The sequence below is a fragment of the Streptomyces sp. UF-297 genome (genome assembly GCF_058245575.1).
Genome location: NZ_JBSIBZ010000014.1, coordinates 65,053 through 82,285, shown reverse-complemented (window position 1 = coordinate 82,285; position 17,233 = coordinate 65,053). Strand labels below are relative to the sequence as shown.

General features: G+C 73.5%; 15 protein-coding genes. 8 read left to right on the top strand and 7 right to left on the bottom strand.

Annotation, left to right across the window (positions count from 1 at the left end; all coding sequences use genetic code 11):
- The 3 genes from AC4IJH_RS11295 to AC4IJH_RS11285 all read right to left on the bottom strand — a co-directional run bounded on the left by AC4IJH_RS11295 (position 1) and on the right by AC4IJH_RS11285 (position 2,779).
- Complete coding sequence (locus AC4IJH_RS11295; RefSeq protein WP_490851467.1) at positions 1–615, bottom strand: NUDIX hydrolase; 615 nt, start codon at positions 613–615, stop codon at positions 1–3.
- Positions 616–737: 122 nt separating this feature from the next.
- Positions 738–1,703, bottom strand: a complete 966-nt coding sequence (locus AC4IJH_RS11290) for a hypothetical protein (protein WP_490851466.1) — start codon at positions 1,701–1,703, stop codon at positions 738–740.
- 188 nt (positions 1,704–1,891) lie between these two features.
- On the bottom strand, positions 1,892–2,779 hold the full coding sequence (locus AC4IJH_RS11285) for a DMT family transporter (protein WP_490851465.1): 888 nt from the start codon (positions 2,777–2,779) through the stop codon (positions 1,892–1,894).
- Positions 2,780–3,039: 260 nt separating this feature from the next.
- Between AC4IJH_RS11285 and AC4IJH_RS11280 the strand changes: the two genes are divergently transcribed.
- The 7 genes from AC4IJH_RS11280 to AC4IJH_RS11250 all read left to right on the top strand — a co-directional run bounded on the left by AC4IJH_RS11280 (position 3,040) and on the right by AC4IJH_RS11250 (position 12,475).
- On the top strand, positions 3,040–4,695 hold the full coding sequence (locus AC4IJH_RS11280; protein WP_490851464.1) for an FAD-binding dehydrogenase: 1,656 nt from the start codon (positions 3,040–3,042) through the stop codon (positions 4,693–4,695).
- A gap of 265 nt (positions 4,696–4,960) precedes the next feature.
- Positions 4,961–5,917: a hypothetical protein gene (locus AC4IJH_RS11275; RefSeq protein WP_490851463.1), complete on the top strand. Its 957-nt coding sequence runs from the start codon at positions 4,961–4,963 to the stop codon at positions 5,915–5,917.
- Positions 5,918–6,007: 90 nt separating this feature from the next.
- Positions 6,008–7,645 (top strand): APC family permease, encoded by a 1,638-nt coding sequence (locus AC4IJH_RS11270; protein ID WP_490851462.1) that lies wholly within the window; start codon positions 6,008–6,010, stop codon positions 7,643–7,645.
- A gap of 103 nt (positions 7,646–7,748) precedes the next feature.
- The gene (locus tag AC4IJH_RS11265) at positions 7,749–9,722 is read left to right on the top strand and encodes a primary-amine oxidase (RefSeq protein ID WP_490851461.1); all 1,974 of its coding nucleotides are present in this window, start codon (positions 7,749–7,751) and stop codon (positions 9,720–9,722) included.
- Positions 9,723–10,037: 315 nt separating this feature from the next.
- A complete protein-coding gene (locus tag AC4IJH_RS11260) occupies positions 10,038–10,715 on the top strand; it encodes a molybdopterin-dependent oxidoreductase (RefSeq protein ID WP_490851504.1) in 678 nt (225 codons plus the stop codon).
- Positions 10,699–11,346: a cytochrome b/b6 domain-containing protein gene (locus AC4IJH_RS11255; RefSeq protein WP_490851460.1), complete on the top strand. Its 648-nt coding sequence runs from the start codon at positions 10,699–10,701 to the stop codon at positions 11,344–11,346. Before AC4IJH_RS11260 ends, AC4IJH_RS11255 begins: the two co-directional genes overlap by 17 nt.
- Positions 11,347–11,503: 157 nt before the next feature.
- The gene (locus AC4IJH_RS11250; protein ID WP_490851459.1) at positions 11,504–12,475 is read left to right on the top strand and encodes a hypothetical protein; all 972 of its coding nucleotides are present in this window, start codon (positions 11,504–11,506) and stop codon (positions 12,473–12,475) included.
- Positions 12,476–12,648: 173 nt separating this feature from the next.
- Here the strand turns inward: AC4IJH_RS11250 and AC4IJH_RS11245 are convergent, their stop codons facing one another.
- From AC4IJH_RS11245 to AC4IJH_RS11230, 4 genes are all read right to left on the bottom strand, one after another.
- Positions 12,649–13,767: a sensor histidine kinase gene (locus tag AC4IJH_RS11245; protein WP_490851503.1), complete on the bottom strand. Its 1,119-nt coding sequence runs from the start codon at positions 13,765–13,767 to the stop codon at positions 12,649–12,651.
- Positions 13,767–14,558, bottom strand: coding sequence for a response regulator transcription factor (locus tag AC4IJH_RS11240; protein WP_490851458.1), 792 nt, complete (start codon positions 14,556–14,558; stop codon positions 13,767–13,769). The genes AC4IJH_RS11245 and AC4IJH_RS11240 overlap by 1 nt, the downstream gene beginning before the upstream one ends.
- The gene (locus tag AC4IJH_RS11235) at positions 14,533–15,087 is read right to left on the bottom strand and encodes a DM13 domain-containing protein (RefSeq protein ID WP_490851457.1); all 555 of its coding nucleotides are present in this window, start codon (positions 15,085–15,087) and stop codon (positions 14,533–14,535) included. Before AC4IJH_RS11235 ends, AC4IJH_RS11240 begins: the two co-directional genes overlap by 26 nt.
- 146 nt (positions 15,088–15,233) lie before the next feature.
- Positions 15,234–15,638, bottom strand: a complete 405-nt coding sequence (locus AC4IJH_RS11230; RefSeq protein ID WP_490851456.1) for a (2Fe-2S) ferredoxin domain-containing protein — start codon at positions 15,636–15,638, stop codon at positions 15,234–15,236.
- Positions 15,639–15,736: 98 nt separating this feature from the next.
- Here AC4IJH_RS11230 and AC4IJH_RS11225 point away from each other — a divergent pair, with 98 nt between their 5' ends.
- Positions 15,737–17,110 (top strand): cytochrome P450, encoded by a 1,374-nt coding sequence (locus AC4IJH_RS11225; protein WP_490851455.1) that lies wholly within the window; start codon positions 15,737–15,739, stop codon positions 17,108–17,110.
- The last annotated feature ends 123 nt before the right edge of the window (positions 17,111–17,233 follow it).

The following is a 17,233-nucleotide window of genomic DNA, read 5'->3' as shown; positions in this document are numbered from 1 at the left end:
CTACCCGTCGCTATCGGCGCCCTGCTCGGTGTACCACGCGCGCAGGCGGTGGTAGGCCTCCAGGCCGTCCGGCACCCACGGCCACTTCGGCAGCAGCCGCGTCAGCTCCTCCTCGGTGAGGAAGGCGTGCCAGGCCACCTCCGACTCCTGCGGGTCCACGGGCAGTTCGCAGCGCACCTCGTAGACGGCGGACCACCAGCTGTGCTCGGCGGTGGAGTAGAGGAACTTGAACAGCGGTACGGGCCGCGGGAGTCCCTGGACGCCCAGTTCCTCCTCGGCCTCGCGCAGCGCCGCGGTGTCGTAGGACTCGCCCGCGCCGACCACGCCGCCGACGAACATGTCGTAGTGCGAGGGGAAGACGAGCTTGCGCGCGGTACGGCGGTGCACGAAGATCCGGTCCTCGGCGTCCCGGGCCAGGACGAACGCGCAGCGGTGGCGGAGGTGGCGGGCGTAGGCCTCACCGCGCGGGGCCTGCCCCACCACCCGGTCGTTCTCGTCGACGATGTCGAGGATTTCGTCCGCGTTGAGCGGTTGTTGTGAGGTTGCCGGAGTTTGTGGGGTGTGAGGGGTCAGTGGGGTCCGGGGGGCGTCCTGGGGGAGAGGCTGATCGCTCATGGTGGCCATGGAACCAGACGGCCCGCGGCCGCTCGCGGGCCGTCCGCCGCGGCCTGCGGTGCCGGTCCCGGTGAGGCCCCGTACGCCTCACCGGGAGGCCGCCGCCGCCGGTTCCCCGGGGGTCAGTGGCGGCCGTGCCCCCGCCGCTGCTGGCCGCGGTGCCCGCCGCGCCGCTCCTCGCCCTCGGCCCCGCCCACGGACCGGTCCCAGCGCCGCCCCTCGCCGCCGCGCCGCTCCCCGCTCCCGCCCGACTGCCCGCGCTCGCCCGCCTGCCCGCTCTCGCCCCGGCCCGTACGCCGGTCCGCGTGCCGGGCGCGGTCCGTACGCTGCGCACGGGAGCCGGGCCCCGCGATCTTGTCCCAGCCGTCGCGTGCGCGCGGCGCGCTCTCGCGATCGGCGTCCCGGTCCTGCCTGCCGTGCCGGTCGGCGCGCCAGGCGGCGCGGAGCAGGACGCCGCCGCGCCCCTCGGTGTCCCAGCGCGCGCTGAAGGAATACCGGCCGGCGAAGCGCGAGGCGGACCCGTCGTACGCCAGAACCGTGGCCCACAGCTGCGCCGCCGTGTCCGGGGCGGCCGAGGAGGGCGCGGCGGGAGCGGCGGGGAGCGGGTCGGCGGGCGCGGGCGGCGGCACCGGTGTACGGGGCGTGCCGCCCGTACCGGCCGCGAAGTCCGGCAGCGTGCCGTGCACCCCGTCGCCGAGCCCGCCGTCGACGGGTGCCGCCGGGGCGCCGAGGCCCGGAACGGCCGGTCCCGGAAGGGGGGCCGGTGGCGCCGACGGCACGGGCGAGGCCGGTGCGTGGCGGGAGGCCACGATCTCGCGCGGCGGGTCCGCCGCGAGGTGCCGGTGGTCCTGGCGCATCAGCAGGAACAGCACCGAGGCGGCGCCGACGGCCGAGAGCAGGACCGTGGTGGCCGCGGCCCGGTAGCCGGGTGCGAGCCGCCGGGGGCGGACGACCTCGCCGCGGATGACCCGCGGAGTGTCTTTGGGGCCCGGTGCGACGGGGCGTGCGGCGGGGGTCACCACCGTCGGGCTCACCACGCGCACGCCCTGGGGGACCGCCCGCTCCGGTGTGGGTGGACGTACTGACATGGCGCCGGATCATTCACGGCGCGCCGGGCGCTGTCCAATCCGAGGAAACGATTAACTGCCCCTGGGCGCGCCCGTGGTGCCACGAACGGGTGGACGGGGAGCGGGAGTTGACGGCGGTGGACGGACGCATTCCGGGTACCCCGTCAACGGCGCGATGCCAACAAGCAAGTCGGCTGAGGAAGTTGGGGTCAGTGCGGCTGGAGGTCGCGGGAGCGCTCGGCCGTGCCGATGCCGGGCGGCATCGCCGGATGGCGGCCGATCAGCACGATGCCGAGGACAATCGCCGCCAGCCCCACCGCCTCCCAGGCCAGCGCGCCCGTCGTCATCCGCAGCCGGTCGCCCAGGAAGCCCACGCCGCAGACGATCCCGGCCAGCGGCTGGGCGGCGGTCAGGGCGGGCAGCGACATCCGCAGCGGCGCCGTCTCGAAGGCGCTCTGCACCAGCACCAGCGAGAGAATGCCCAGCGCCACGATCGCGTACGGCTGCCAGCTGGTGAGCAGGAGCGCCCAGCCGCCGTGCCCGAAGCGGTCGCCGCTGATACGGGTGAGGGCGTCCTGCAGGCCGTACACCAGACCGGCCGCGACCCCCAGGAGGGCCGCCTCCAGCGACATCCGCACCCGTTTGGCGCAGGCCGCCAGCAGCAGCGCCGTACCCAGCACCGCGCCCATGATCACCCAGTGCGTCAGCGGGTCGGAGACGCTGCGCCCGCCGCGCGGCTGACCGGCCACGACGAACACCGTCACACCGCCCGCCAGCAGCCACAGACCGCCCCAGCCGTGCCAGCCCAGACGCTGGCCCGTCAGCCGTCTGGACAGGGCCATGGCGAACAGCAGATTGGTCGCCAGCAGCGGCTCGACCAGGGTGATCTCGCCCATGCCCAGTGCCACCGCGCCCAGCGCCATGCCGGCCACCATGAAGCCGATGCCGGCCAGCCAGCGGGGCATCCGTACCAGGTCCAGCAGCAGCCGCAGGGACAGGAAGTCCTGCATGGGGGCGCGCTGCGCCGCGCCCTGCTGGAGTACGAATCCGAACCCCAGGCAGCACGCCGCAGCCAGGGCCACAAGGATCACCGTCACGTCGCGCACCTCAAGTCGAGCGGGGCGAGGGGAACTTGGCCGAGGATAGCCACCCCGGCGCCGCCCCGTCGCATGCGTGGTGCGCGGGTACCCTCGCGGACCGGCGGGGAACCCGAGGTTGACGCGGTGGCCGGGTGAGCTGAGGATCTAATCCCACGGCGCGCGCCACCTGGCGCGATGCGCGCGTCGGCCGACGGGGCCCGGGACATCCGGACCGCGCGGCCAGGACACAGGACACAGAAGGCGGGGACGGCTGGGACATGGCCTACGACGCTGACGTCATCGTGATCGGAGCCGGGCTGGCGGGCCTGGCCGCCACCGCGGAACTCGCCGAGGCCGGGCGCAAGGTGATCCTGCTCGACCAGGAGCCCGAGCAGTCCCTCGGGGGCCAGGCCCACTGGTCCTTCGGCGGCCTCTTCCTCGTCGACTCCCCCGAGCAGCGCCGGCTGCGCATCCGCGACAGCCGCGAACTGGCCTGGCAGGACTGGCTCGGCGCGGCCGGCTTCGACCGCCCCGAGGACCACTGGCCGCGCGCCTGGGCCAAGGCGTACGTCGACTTCGCCGCGGGGGAGAAGCGCTCCTGGCTCCACCAGCAGGGCGTGCGGCTCTTCCCGGTGGTGGGCTGGGCCGAGCGCGGCGGCTACGAGGCCACCGGGCACGGCAACTCCGTACCGCGCTTCCACGTCACCTGGGGCACCGGGCCCGGCATCGTGGCGCCGTTCGAGCGCCGGGTGCGGGCGGCCGTCGCGCGCGGCCGGGTGGAACTGCGCTTCCGGCACCGCGTGACGGTCCTGGCGCGCAGCGCGGGCGCGGTGGACACGGTCTGCGGCGAGGTGCTGGAGCCCTCCGGAGCGCCGCGCGGCACGCCCAGCAGCCGCGAGGTGATCGGAGCCTTCGAGCTCAAGGCCCAGGCGGTGATCGTCACTTCGGGCGGCATCGGCGGCAACCACGACCTGGTACGCGCCCATTGGCCCGAGCGGCTGGGCACCCCTCCGCAGCGGATGCTCTCGGGCGTGCCCGCGCATGTGGACGGCCAGATGCTCAGCGTCGCCGAGGCCGCGGGCGGGCGGCTGATCAACGGCGACCGCATGTGGCACTACACCGAGGGCATCGACAACTGGAACCCGATCTGGCCCAAGCACGGCATCCGCATCCTCTCCGGGCCGTCACCGCTGTGGCTGGACGCGCGCGGCAACCGCCTGCCCGTACCGCTGTTCCCCGGCTTCGACACCCTCGGCACCCTCGAACACATCATGAAGACGGGCTACGACCACACATGGTTCGTGCTCACCCGGAAAATCATCGAGAAGGAGTTCACGCTCTCCGGCTCGGAGCAGAATCCGGACCTGACGGGCAAGAGCATCCGTGAGGTGCTGGGGCGGGCCCTGCCCGGCGCGCCCGGCCCCGTCCAGGCCTTCATGGACCAGGGCGTGGACTTCATCGTGGAGCGCTCGCTGACCGATCTCGTACGCCGGATGAACGCCCTCACCAAGGAGCCGCTGATCGACGAGTCGGCGCTGCGGCGCGAGATCGTCGCCCGGGACCGGGAGATCACCAACACCTTCACCAAGGACCTCCAGGTGACCGCGGTGCGCGGGGCGCGCAAATACCTCGGTGACCGGCTGATCCGCACCGCGCCGCCGCACCGGCTGATGGACGCCAAGGCGGGGCCGCTGATCGCCGTACGCCTGAGCATCCTCACCCGCAAGACGCTCGGCGGGCTGGAGACGGACCTGTCCTCGCGGGTGCTGACCGAGGGCGGCGCGCCGCTGCCGGGGGTCTACGCGGCGGGTGAGGCGGCCGGGTTCGGCGGCGGGGGCGTGCACGGGTACCGCTCCCTGGAGGGCACGTTCCTGGGCGGCTGTCTCTTCTCGGGGCGTACGGCGGGGCGCGCGGCGGCGCGGGCGGTGGGCTGAGCGGACGGCCCGATCGCCGGGCCATCACGGCGGCGGATTCCGATCATCAACCGCCTTGATCTTTGCGGAGGTTGACCGATTCGGCCATTCCCGGTCCGGCCTTGACGCGGGGCCGCGCCTGCCGCTTTGCTGTGCGTGCCCGTCCGGCGTGGACCAGACCACTGGGCCGATCCAGCGCCCCGGACCGTGGCCCGTCAGCCGAAGTCGTCCAGGCACGCCCCCAGTTGGGGCCGGAGGTGATGCGCGTCGTGGAGAGTCCCCGCCGATGACTCCTCCACTGCCGTTCGGGCGTCCACGGGGCAGAGGCGCCCTGGCCCTCGCGCCCGCCCTGGACGACACCCGGCTCGCCCTGGCCGCCGCCGCGCTGGCGCACGGGCGCTGGAACCAGGTCCGTACGCTGCTGGCCGAAACCGGCACGGACTGGGACCGGCGCGGCCACCGCATGGTCGTCCTGGCCCAGGGCGCGGCCAGCGCCGCCTGGGCCCGCGACTGGCAGCTCGCCGAACCGGACAGCGCGGATGCCGCGGCCCTGCTGGCCTGCGCCACCGTCGTACGCGCCCTGCGCGGCAAGGAGAGCGCGCAGACCGCCCTGCGGGGCTGCCGGGCGGCCGCCCGGATGGCGCCCGCCGACCCCACGCCCTGGCTGGCCGTACTGATGCTGGCCCGCCGCAACGGCACCGTGGACGAGCGCGAGCACGCCTTCGACCAGGTACGCGCCCGCCACCCCGACCACCACCACGCACATCACCTCATGGCCGCCTGCCTGGCCGAGCACCAGCAGGGCGAGTGCGACGACCCGCTGCACCAGGTCTACGACTTCGCCGCCTGGGCCGCCGAACAGGCGCCCGCCGACTCGCCGTTGGCCGTGCTGCCCGTCGTCGCACACGCCGAGCGCTACCGCGTGCTGGCCGCAGCGGGCTTCGAGCCGCCCGACCCCGCCGCCTCCCTGCACTGGTCGGGGCGCCGCGCCCGCCAGGTGATGAAGGCCGCCTTCGACTGGTGGCTGGAGTGGGAGGCGGAGGACCACCCGCGCGGCAAGATCGACCTCAACTTCCTTGCGCACGCCACGTTTTACCAGGGCAGGATGGCGGAGGCGGCCGCGCTCTTCCACCGCATCGGCCCGCACATCACCGCCGCGCCGTGGTCCTATCCGGGCCGGTCTCCCCGGCAGGCCGTAGCGGCCTTCAGGGCGGCGCGCGAGGCCGCGTTCAGATCCGTGTGAGCCACCAGCCCGTCAAGACCCAGCACAACCGATTCGCCGGCACGTGATCCAGCACACCTGATCCGCAACCAGGGGAAGGACACCTCCGCCATGCTGACGGGGAGCAAGGGCAGAAAGGGCAGCAGAGGCAGCAAGGGCACAAGCCATGGCAGCCATCGCGCGGGCGGCCCGCGCCGGCCGGGCCGCCCCGGCGAGATCAACACCTTCAAGGGGCAGGAGCGGGCGCTGCGCGCGGGGCGCATCGGCACCCCCGGCCTGCTGCTGTCCGTACTGGCCGCCAGCGCACCGCTGATGGTGGTGGCGGGCGTCATGGTCACCACGTACCAGGTCATGGGCATCGTGGGGCAGCCGCTGCTGTTCGTCGTGCTGGGCGTGGTGATGGCGCTGTTCAGCGTCGGGTACGCGGAGATGAGCCGGCATGTGCACAACGCGGGCGCCTTCTACGCCTACATAGCCCGCGGCCTGGGCGGCACGGCGGGCGCCGGGGCCTCCTTCGTGGCGCTGGCCGCCTACAGCGCGCTGCAGGTCGGCATCTACGGCATCTTCGGCTTCGAGGTCGCCGGGCTGCTGGCCCAGCACGTCGATGTCACCGTCGCCTGGTGGCTGCCCGCGCTGCTCGCCGTAGTGGTCACCGGGGCGCTGGGCGCGCTGAAGATCGACCTGAACGCCAAGGTGCTCGGCGTCCTCCTGGTCGTCGAGGTCGCCCTGATCGTCGTCTTCGACGTCGCCTTCGCCGCCGACCCCGGGCCGCAGGGCCTCTCTTGGCAGGCCTTCGACCCGGCCGCGCTCGGCGGCGCGGGCCTGGGCACCGCCCTGTGCTTCGCGGTCGCCGCCTTCGTCGGCTTCGAACAGGCCCCGGTGTACGCCGAGGAGACCAGCCGCCCGCAGACCGTGGTCGCCCGGGTGATGTTCCTGGCCGTCGGCTTCGTCGCCGTCTTCTTCGCCCTCGGCTCCTGGCTGATCGGCGTCGCCACCGGACCCGACCACGTCGTGGCGACGGCGGGCAAGGAGGGGCCGGGCCTGATCTTCGCCCTCACCGGGCCCCGGCTCGGCACGGGCTTCACCGACGCCCTGCACCTCTTCTTCGTGACCGGGATCTTCGCCTCCATGCTCAGCTTCCACAACGTCGTGGCGCGCTACGCCTTCGCGATGGGCCGCGAAGGGCTGCTGCCCGCCGCATTGGGCCGCACCTCCCGCTCCAGCGGCGCCCCCGCCCTCGGTTCGCTCCTGCAGACCCTGATCTCGCTGGTCGTCGTCGGCGCCTTCGCGCTCACCGACAGCGCGCCCCACGGCGACCCCACCACCCCCGTACTGAAGCTGTTCACCTGGGGCGGCAACGTCGGCGCGCTCGGCGTGATCCTGCTGATGGCGACCGCCTCCGTCGCCGTCATCGCCTTCTTCCTGCGGCGCGGCGCGGGCCGGATCCAGGCAGGGCGGCTGGCTGCCGCGGGACTGGCGGCGCTCGCCCTGCTGGCCGTACTGGCCTACGCCGTCAAGGACTTCGGGGTTCTGGTGGGCGCGGGCGACGACTCCGTGCTGCGCTGGGCGCTGCCCGCGCTGATCGGCGCGGCCGCGGTCATCGGCCTGGTGCACGGCCGTGTGCTGCGCGCCAGGAGGCCCGCCACGCACGCCCGTATCGGACTGGGCAATCAGGCGTTCCAATTGGAGAAGCTGCAAGCCCAGGGGAAGCCGGGGCGGCCGGACGGGCCGGTGGCGCCGCGGGGGTGAACCACCGCGGACCGGGTGGGCCCGCCCCGGCTCCCGGGGCGCTGCCGCGCACCCGACCGTGCGCGTGCTCGCGTACCGAGGAGAACCGAGAAGGAGAGCCGAGATGGCCACGCACCCGCTCGACCCGCTGTCCGCCGAGGAGATCACCGCCGCGCGCACCATCGTCCAGGAGGCGGGCCGGGCCGGCGCGACCACCCGCTTCCCGCTCGTCCTGCTGGACGAACCGGACCGGCACACCGTCACCGCCCACCGCGCGGGCGACCCCGTCGTCCGGCGGCTGCGGCTGACCCTGCTGGAGCCCGCGACCGGTGTCAGCGCCGAGGCGCTGGTCGATGTGACGGCCCGGTCGCTGGTCTCCTACCGGGAGTTGGACCCGCGGCGGGACGGCCAGCCGCCCGTCCTGTTCGAGGAGTACGTGCGCTGCGACGAGATCGTCAAGGCCGACCCGGGCTGGCGCAAGGCCATGGCCGAACGTGGCATCACCGACACCGCACGGGTCGTCGCGGCCCCGCTCGCCGCCGGGAATTTCGGCATCGCGGCGGAGTCCGGGCGGCGCATGCTGCGCTCGCTGACCTTCCTGCGCTGCGACACCTCCGACAACCCCTTCGCGCACCCCGTGAGCGGACTGGTCGTCGACGTGGACCTGACCGAGGGCCGGGTCATCCGCCTGATCGACACCGGCGCCGTCCCCGTACCCGCCGAATGCGGGCGCTACGAGGCCGAGTTCACCGGCCCGGCCCGCACCGACCTGAAGCCGCTGCGGATCACCCAGCCCGAAGGCCCCTCCTTCACCCTGGACGGGTACGCCCTGACCTGGCAGAACTGGCGGCTGCGGATCGGCTTCAACGCCCGCGAGGGCCTGGTCCTGCACGAGATATCCCACCAGGACGGCGACCGACTGCGGCCCGTACTGCACCGCGCGTCACTGGCCGAGATGGCCGTCCCGTACGCGGACGCCACCCCGGACCGCAACTGGGTCTGCTACCTGGACGCGGGGGAGTACACCCTGGGCCGCAACGTCAACTCGCTGCGGCTGGGCTGCGACTGCCTGGGCGAGATCCGCTACCTCGACGCCGTCGTCCACGACGACGAGGGCCGTCCGCAGCCGCTGCACAACGCCATCTGCCTCCACGAGGAGGACCACGGGCTGCTGTGGAAGCACAGCAACATCTTCGACGGCTGGGCGGTGGACAGCCGCCGCTCCCGGCGCCTGGTGATCTCCTGTGTCGCCACCCTCGGCAACTACGACTACGGCTTCTACTGGTACCTCTACCAGGACGGCTCCATCGAGTTCGAGGTCAAGTCGACCGGGCTGGTGCAGACGTCGGGCTCCGCGGTGGGCGAGGTCTCCCCGTACGCCACCGAAGTCGCGCCCGGTCTCCAGGCGCCCTACCACCAGCACTTGTTCTGCGCGCGGCTGGACGCGGCGGTGGACGGCCACGACAACACCGTCGAGGAACTTGATCTGGTGGCGCTGCCCATGGGACCGGACAACCCCAACGGCAACGCCTTCACCACCCGTACCACGGTGATCGCCGACTCGGGTGAGGGCGGGCGGCTGGCCGATGCCACGGTCGGCCGTCGCTGGCGTATCACCAACCCCTCCTCGCACAACCGCACCGGCCGGCCCGTCGCCTACACCCTGACTCCGCAGCCCGGCCCCACCCTGCTGGCCCGGCCCGGCTCCTCGGCCGCCGCCCGGGTCGCGTACGCCACCAAGCACCTGTGGGTCACCCGCACCCGTCCCGAGCGGCGCTATCCCGACGGCGACTACCCCAACCAGCACCCCGGGGGCGCGGGCGTCCTCCAATGGACCGTCCCCGGCGAGTCGTTGGAGAACACCGGGCTCACCCTGTGGCACTGCTTCGGGCCGACGCATCTGCCGCGCCCGGAGGACTGGCCGGTCATGCCGGTGGACAGCTGCGGGTTCACGCTCAAGCCGACCGGGTTCTTCGACCGCAATCCGGCGCTGGATCTGCCGAAGGAGAGCGAGGGGAGCGGGGGGAGTGCGGGAAGCGAGGGGAGCGGAGGGAGCGGAGGGAGCGGGGGTGGGCACTGCCACTCGGGGGAGGGGTGATGCGGGTGGGGCGGTAGCGGCAGGGGTAGTAGTGGCTGTGGTGGTGCGGGGCCGTCCTGCTGCGGTCTCGTGCTGCGGCGTTGTCGTGCTGCGGCGTCCGTCGTGCAGCGGCGTCGTGCTGCGGTGGCGCGGAGAGTGTGACGGAAGTCTGACGTAACGGCCTCGGGCATGGCCCTCGGCCGCGGCGGGTGCTCGAATCGAAGGGTGACTTCGCAACGTTCCGGCCGCTCGGGGGACTCCTCGCCGGGCCGGTCGCCAGACTCCTCGCCGAGCCGTCGGGAGGCCGACGGGCGCGGTGCCCCCGTCGGCCGCCGGCTGGTGCTGGGCATGCTCGCCACCGGCGCCGCCGGTATCGCCGCCGCGCCCTATCTCCAGCGCGCTTACGACAGCACGGTCGGCGCCGTCGCCCAGAAGGACCCCACCGGCCTGTCCGGTCTCCTCCCGGCCGGCGGCGGCTTTCGCTACTACTCCGTGACCGCCTCGGTCCCGCACAAGAACGCGGACAGCTACCGCCTCACGGTCGACGGCCTGGTGGACCGCCGCCGCGAGTACCGCCTGGCCGACCTTCGTGCACTCCCGCAGACCCGGCTCGTACGCGACGTGCAGTGCGTGACCGGCTGGCGGGTGCCGCACACCCCCTTCGAGGGCGTGCGGCTCTCCCACCTCCTGGACGCCGCAGGGGTACGCCCCCAGGCCCGCGCCATCCGCTTCACCTGCTTCGACGGCGCGTACAGCGAGAGCCTGACCCTCGAACAGGCCCGCCGGGACGATGTGCTGGTGGCCCTGCGCATGCAGGACCAACCCCTGGGGCACGCCCACGGCGGCCCGGTCCGCCTCTACGTCGCCCCCATGTACTTCTACAAGTCCGCCAAATGGCTCTCCGGCATCACTGTCACCGACTCCGTGACGCCCGGCTACTGGGAGAAACGCGGCTATGACACCGACGCCTGGGTCGGCCACTCCAACGGGCGGGACGATGCACCGACGACCTGAGACCACCGACCGCCCGCACGCCCCGGACCGGCTGCCCTGCCGCGACCGCGTTCTGCGCTTCACCCGGGCCGAACGCTGGGTGCACCGCAGCACCGCCACCCTGATGGCGATCTGCGTACTGACCGCCGGCTGCCTCTACCTCCCCTTCCTCGCCCAACTCGTGGGCCGCCGCGCCCTGATGGTCACCGTCCACGAGTGGTCGGGCCTGCTGGTCCCCGTCCCCCTCCTGCTGGGCCTGGCCTCCCGCCCGCTGCGCGCCGACCTGACCCGCCTCAACCGCTACGGCCCGCACGACCGCCACTGGATACGCGCCGCCCTGCGCCGCCGTCCGGAGCGCACGGCGGGCAAGTTCAACGCCGGACAGAAGCTGTACGCCGCCTGGATAGCGGGCGCGGTACTGGTCATGACCGGCACCGGAATCCTGATGTGGTTCACCGGCCTGGCGCCCCTGGCCTGGCGCACCGGCGCGACCTTCGTCCACGACTGGCTGGCGCTGGCGATCGTCATCGTCATCGCCGCCCATGTGGGCAAGGCCTACGGCAGCCCCGAGGCCCGCCGGGGCATGCGCACCGGCACGGTCGACCGCCGATGGGCCGCACACGAACATCCCCTGTGGGAACGGGAGGAGTAAGGGCAGTAAGGGCAGTAAGGGGAGTAAGAGAAGTAAGAAGAGTGACGGGGCGTACGGAGACCCGACGCGGGGCGGCGGCCGGCTACAACCATCCGCCGCCCTCCCCGGTCCCGTCCTTGTGCGCGTAACCCCGTTACCCGTACAAGGAGTTGAGCCGATGAGTCCGGTACGCCTACGCACCGGCACCCTGCTCGCAGCCGCCGTTCTGGCCCTCACCACCCTCCTGGCCGGAGCCCCGGCCCAGGCCCGGTCGGCCCAGGCCCGGTCGGCCCAGGCCCAGTCGGGCAAGGTGCAGCTGGTCCTGGACCGTGCCCTGGAAACCCTTTTCGTCCCCCCGCCCGGCGACGACGGGAGCAACCCCCCGCGCTTCGAGTTCGAGTTCTACTCCCGCGGGCCCGTCCCCGAAGAGGAGGCGAAGAACATCACCGCGTCCTTCGATGCCACCGCCCTCAAGGGCAAGGCCACCCTGACAGACCTGGGCTACAGCTGCCGGCGCGGCGGCTATGTCGTCACCTGCTCGCTGGGCGACGTCTATCAGCGCACCAGCCTCGTGCCGTTCCGCGTGATGGCGTCGCCGAACGCGAAGCTGAACGACTCACGCAAGATCACCGCCACCTTCACGGGCAGCAACTTCCCCACCGTGCGGCACACCACCACGGCCGTCATCGGCCTGCCCGAGCTGCGCACCGGCGCCCACCCGCCGCGCACCGGCGTCAAGCCCGGCTCCTGGCTCTCCATCACCCCGGCCCTGGCCAACCTCGGTGACGTCCCCGTCCGCCAGGGCCTCACGGTCACCCTCTTCGGCCATGTCGCCCTGGCGGCCCGCCACAGCAACTGCCGCTACGCGCCCGACGGGACATTCGCCGAGTGCGACTTCCCCCAGCCGATCGCCGCAGGCGGCACCTATGAACTCGACACCCCCCTCTCCGGCACCGTCGAGAACGTCCCCAGCGGGTTCATCAGCTACTACCTCTATCCCCTCGGCGACCCGGACAACTTGACCTATCCCCTGCCCGCCGACGCCCCCCGAGGCGACGGCCCGCCCGTACGCCTCAAGCGCATCCCCACCCAGAACTTCCACGAGGGCCCAGGAGACCTGCACTTCACCACCACCCCCGCCACGCGCTAACCCTGGCCTCCGGGGGGGGGGCGCCCCCCCCCCCCCCCCCCCCCCCCCCCGCGGGGTGCGCTGTGTCCACCCGTCCCGCCCCCAGCGGCACGACTGCCCACAGCGTCGGTCGGGGGGAGGGGGAGGCAGCAGGTGGGGAGGTGGAGTCGGTGGTTGATGTGGGGGTGTGGTGGTCAGGGGAGGGGGAGTTCGACCTCGAAGCGGCAGCCGGTGCCGGAGTTGCGTACCGTGGTGCGGCCGCGGTGGGCTTCCACGATGCCGCGCACGATGGCGAGGCCGAGGCCCGCGCCGCTCTGGCCGTCGGTGCGGGGGGTGCGGGCCGTGCTGCCGCGCCATCCGGTCTCGAAGACGCGGGGGAGGTCCTCCTCCGGGATGCCGCCGCAGCTGTCCTGGACGGCGAGCACCACCCGGTCCGCCTCGCGCCGGGCGCTCACCGCGACCGTGCCGTCGGCGGGCGTCGCGCGGATCGCGTTGACCAGCAGGTTGCCCAGGACCCTGGTGATCTGCTGGGCGTCGACCTGTACGGGCAGCGCGGCCACCCCGCCGTCCACCAGCCGCACCCCGCCCGCCCGGGCGAGGGGCCGGGCGCCGGAGAGGGCGTCGTCCACCAGGTCGTACACCGAGACCCGGGACAGCGTCAGGGAGAGCGCGCCGGCCTGGATGCGGGAGATCTCGAAGAGGTCGTCGACCATCGCGGAGAGGCGTTCCACCTCGATGCGCATCCGGGAGTGATAGCGGGCGGTGTCCTCGACGACGCCGTCCTCCAGGGCCTCGGCCATGGCGCGCAGCCCGGCGAGCGGGGTGCGCAGATCGTGCGAGATCCCGGCGATCAGTTCGCGCCGGGAGGTGTCCAGCGCCCGCTCGCGCTCCCGCGCCGCCGCGAGATTCTGGCTGGTCTGCTCCAACGCGCGGGCCAGCGCGGCGAGTTCGGCCGTGGGCGGATCCGCGGGCGCGACGAAGCCGCCCTCGCTGCCGACCGTACGGGCCGCGTGCGTCAGCTCCCAGCCGCCCGCCGCGATCCGGTTGCCGAACAGCAGGGCCGCGACCAAGGACACCACGCCCGAGACGGCGACCACGGCCATCACCACCCCCAGGTCGTGCGGGGACAGGAACATGGCCCGGGCGACCGCCACCGTCCCCGCCGCCATGGCGGCGACCGCCAGCAGCGCCACGGCGAACAGGGACAGGACGACGGACTGGCGCCGCAGGGCTCGTACGGCGGGCGCCGCCAGCAGCCCCACGCAGGCCGCGCCGAGGGCCGCCAGCGCCACGATGACCAGAAAGTCCTTGATCACGGCTGGTCACCGCCCTCGGCCCCGGCCGGGTCGAAGCGGTAGCCGGCGCCCCACACCGTCGCGATCAGCCGGGGCGCTGCCGGGTCGTCCTCGACCTTCTCGCGCAGCCGCCGCACATGCACCGTGACGGTCGACAGATCGCCGATGTCCCAGCCCCACACCTGCTGGAGCAGCTCCTCCCGGGAGAACACCCGGCCCGGATGCCGCATGAAGTGCACCAGCAGGTCGAACTCCCGGGTCGTCAGGGTCAGTTCGCGGCCCGCCCGGACCGCGCGCCGCCCGCCCGGGTCGGCGCTCAGGTCGCCGGCCCGCAGGATCCGCGCCGGGGCGGCGGCCGGCGGCGGGGCCTCGGCTCGGCGGAGTACGGACCCGATGCGCAGCACCAGCTCGCGCGGGCTGAAGGGCTTGGTGACATAGTCGTCCGCGCCCATCTCCAGCCCGGCGATACGGTCCGCCTCCTCGCCGCGCGCGGTGAGCATCACCACCGGCACCGACGGCCCCTCCTCGCGGCGGCGCAGCCTGCGGCACACCTCCAGACCGTCCAGTCCCGGCAGCATCAGGTCCAGCACGATCAGATGCGGCCGGAAGGACGCGGCCCGGTCCAGGGCGGCGAAGCCGTCGGCGGCGTGGTCGGTGTCGTATCCGGCCCGGGAGAGATAGCCGGTGACGACCTCGGCGACGGTCGGGTCGTCCTCGACGACCAGGACGCGGCGGGGTGCTGCGGGCGGGGGCGGGGGGTGGGGCGTTGTTCGGTGCACGGGATCAGCGTGCCATCGCGGACATCGCATCGAGGTCCGCGGCACCGAAGGAGACGGAGAACCGCTTGCACCACACCACGGCGCTGCGGAACTGGGACAGATCGGTCCCGGAGGGGACGGCGTAGTTCTGGTTGCCGCGGTTGCCCTTGAGCTTGCCCAGCTCCACGGCTCCGTCCCCGAGCCCCTTCTCGACCTCGGCGGCGCTGCGGGTCGACAGATAGACGCGTACGTCGGGGCCCTCGGAGGTCTTCAGGTCCTCCAGGCGCAGCACCCGCGCGCCGTCGGCGAGCCCGAGGGTGCGGGCCGTCCCGCTGGTGTCGTGCTCGTGGGAGACGAAGCCGCCCCGGGCCAGCTCCTTGTCGCCCATGGCCGCCTTGGACGCGGAGCCGGAGGGCGAGGCGGGGGCGGAGGCGGCGGGTGTGGCGCCGGGCAGGGACTCGTTGACGGTGGTGTTCGTGAACGCCCGCCACGGCTGGAAGAGGTAGAGCACAAAGGCCGCGACCAGGACGAGGACCAGGAGGGCCGGGACGACGGTACGGCGGGTCAGTGAGATCTTCATGCCCTCAGAAAACCCCGGCGACCGCCCGCCGCGCGCGCTGCGGACGGGTTCCGTAAGACTCCGGTAATCCTTGTCCGCCCCGGCAGGCCGGGATACCGGCCCTCAGCCCGCTCTCACCCCGCTCTCACCCCGCCCTCGCCCCTCCCTCAGCCCTCCAGCGCCTCGCGCACCCGCCGCGACACCGTGAAGGCGTACAGGTCCAGCACGCCCGGCGGCTCGGCCAGCCCCGGCCCGCCGGCGTGGATCCACGCCGCGATGTCCGCGAGCGCGTCGTCGTCGTTGACCAGTCCCAGCCATACGGGCCGCCCGCCCGCCGCACGCCCCGCGGCGGACGGCTGGACCACGATCACATTGCCCTGGTCGCAGACGTCCAGGCACTCCGAGGCCCGCACCTGGGCCGCGCCGTCCAGCGCGGCGCGCAGCTTGGGTATCTGGCCCGCGTGGTCGACGCCGGGGATCTTGCGTGCGTCGCCGCAGCAGCAGCCACGGCAGACGGTGACCCGGCACGGGGAGGGGGAGGCGGCGGCGCGTCCGGAGCGCTTGGTGATCATTCGGCCTATGGTACGTGCGCCGGGCAGGAGCCCGGCAGGCCGCCGCCGTACCGCGTCAAGGGGCTTTTCACGGCCCGGATTTGGGATAGGAACCGTCCATGACCCTCACCGACATACCCGGGCCCAAGGGCCTCCCCGTCCTGGGCTCGATGTTCGACCTCCAGCGCGACACCCTGGGGGCCTTCGTGCGCGCCCGCCGCGACCACGGCGATGTGATCCGCCTGGTCGCGGGCCCGCCCGGACTGCGCAGCGTGTTCTACGCGATCTTCTCGCCCGAGGGGGCCCAGCGCGTCCTGGCCTCCGAGGCCGCCAACTTCCGCAAGGACCACCCCTTCTACCAGGAGGTCCGCGAGTCCTTCGGCAACGGCCTGCTCACCAGCCAGGACGAGGACTACTTGCGCCAACGGCGGCTCGTACAGCCGCTGTTCACCAAGCGCCGGGTGGACGGGTACGCGGCGGCGGTGACCATGGAGGCCGCCGCCGTGGTGGAGCGCTGGCGCACGCCCGAAGGCGCCGCCGCGGGCCGCGGCCGGACGGTCGAGCTGATGAGTGAGATGAACCGGCACGCGCTGCGCACGGTCTCCCGCATCCTCTTCGGTACGGACGTGGAGGCGGCGGTCGACGTCGTGCACCGCTCCGTGCCCGCCATCAGCACCTATGCCGCGCGGCGCGGCTTCTCGCCGCGCAACGTCCCGCGCGAGTGGCCGACGCCCGCCAACCTCCGGGCGCGGCGCGCCACGGACGACGTCCGCAGGGTCTGCGACCGCATCGTCGCGGAGCGGCGCGCGGCCCCCGGTACGGGCGAGGACCTGCTCTCCCTCCTGGCCCGGGCGGGCAACGACGAGGACGGCAGCCTGGACGCGACCGAGGTCCGCGAGCAGGTGCTGATCTTCTTGCTGGCCGGCCACGAGACGACCGCGACCTCGCTGGCCTTCACCCTCCACCTGCTGGCCCGCCACCCCGCCGAACAGGCCCGCGTCCACGAGGAGATCGACCGCGTACTGAAGGACCGCACCCCCGAGGCGGACGACCTGGACCGCCTCCCGTATCTGACGATGGTCCTCAAGGAGGCCATGCGCCTGTACCCGGCGGCCTCCCTGGTCAGCCGGCGCGCCGTGGCCGCCACCGAGATCGGCGGGTACCGCATTCCGGCGGGCGCCGACGTGGTGGTCTCGCCGTGGGTGACCCACCGGCACCCGGACCTGTGGGAGGAGCCGGAGCGCTTCGACCCGGAGCGGTTCGCGCCCGGGCGGGAGGCGGAGCGCCACCGCTACGCCTGGTTCCCCTTCGGCGGCGGCCCGCGCGCCTGCATCGGACAGTACTTCTCCATGCTGGAGTCGGTGCTCTCGCTGGCGATGCTGCTGCGCGCCTATGAGCTGGAGGCGGTGGACACGCACGTTCCGGTCTCCGCCGGGATCACCCTCCAGGCGAAGGGCCCGGCCCGGGTGCGGCTGCGCGCCCGGGGGCAGTAGCGGCGGGCGGCCCCAGGCACCCGCGAAGAGGCTGACGCGGGCGGGCACGCGGCCGCCCGCGCGAGGGCGACGAAAAATACGGATGCGTTTTCGTGGGTGCCGCCGTACCGTCGTTCCCGGTCC

Bases quoted from the DNA above. Each gene is read 5' to 3' on its own strand.
- AC4IJH_RS11225 (WP_490851455.1), top strand. From the start codon at position 15,737: ATGACCCTCACCGACATACCCGGGCCCAAGGGCCTCCCCGTCCTGGGC.
- AC4IJH_RS11240 (WP_490851458.1), bottom strand. From the start codon at position 14,558: ATGCGATGTCCGCGATGGCACGCTGATCCCGTGCACCGAACAACGCCC.
- AC4IJH_RS11265 (WP_490851461.1), top strand. From the start codon at position 7,749: ATGGCCACGCACCCGCTCGACCCGCTGTCCGCCGAGGAGATCACCGCC.
- AC4IJH_RS11235 (WP_490851457.1), bottom strand. From the start codon at position 15,087: ATGAAGATCTCACTGACCCGCCGTACCGTCGTCCCGGCCCTCCTGGTC.
- AC4IJH_RS11250 (WP_490851459.1), top strand. From the start codon at position 11,504: ATGAGTCCGGTACGCCTACGCACCGGCACCCTGCTCGCAGCCGCCGTT.
- AC4IJH_RS11230 (WP_490851456.1), bottom strand. From the start codon at position 15,638: ATGATCACCAAGCGCTCCGGACGCGCCGCCGCCTCCCCCTCCCCGTGC.
- AC4IJH_RS11255 (WP_490851460.1), top strand. From the start codon at position 10,699: ATGCACCGACGACCTGAGACCACCGACCGCCCGCACGCCCCGGACCGG.
- AC4IJH_RS11270 (WP_490851462.1), top strand. From the start codon at position 6,008: ATGCTGACGGGGAGCAAGGGCAGAAAGGGCAGCAGAGGCAGCAAGGGC.
- AC4IJH_RS11280 (WP_490851464.1), top strand. From the start codon at position 3,040: ATGGCCTACGACGCTGACGTCATCGTGATCGGAGCCGGGCTGGCGGGC.
- AC4IJH_RS11295 (WP_490851467.1), bottom strand. From the start codon at position 615: ATGAGCGATCAGCCTCTCCCCCAGGACGCCCCCCGGACCCCACTGACC.
- AC4IJH_RS11275 (WP_490851463.1), top strand. From the start codon at position 4,961: ATGACTCCTCCACTGCCGTTCGGGCGTCCACGGGGCAGAGGCGCCCTG.
- AC4IJH_RS11290 (WP_490851466.1), bottom strand. From the start codon at position 1,703: ATGTCAGTACGTCCACCCACACCGGAGCGGGCGGTCCCCCAGGGCGTG.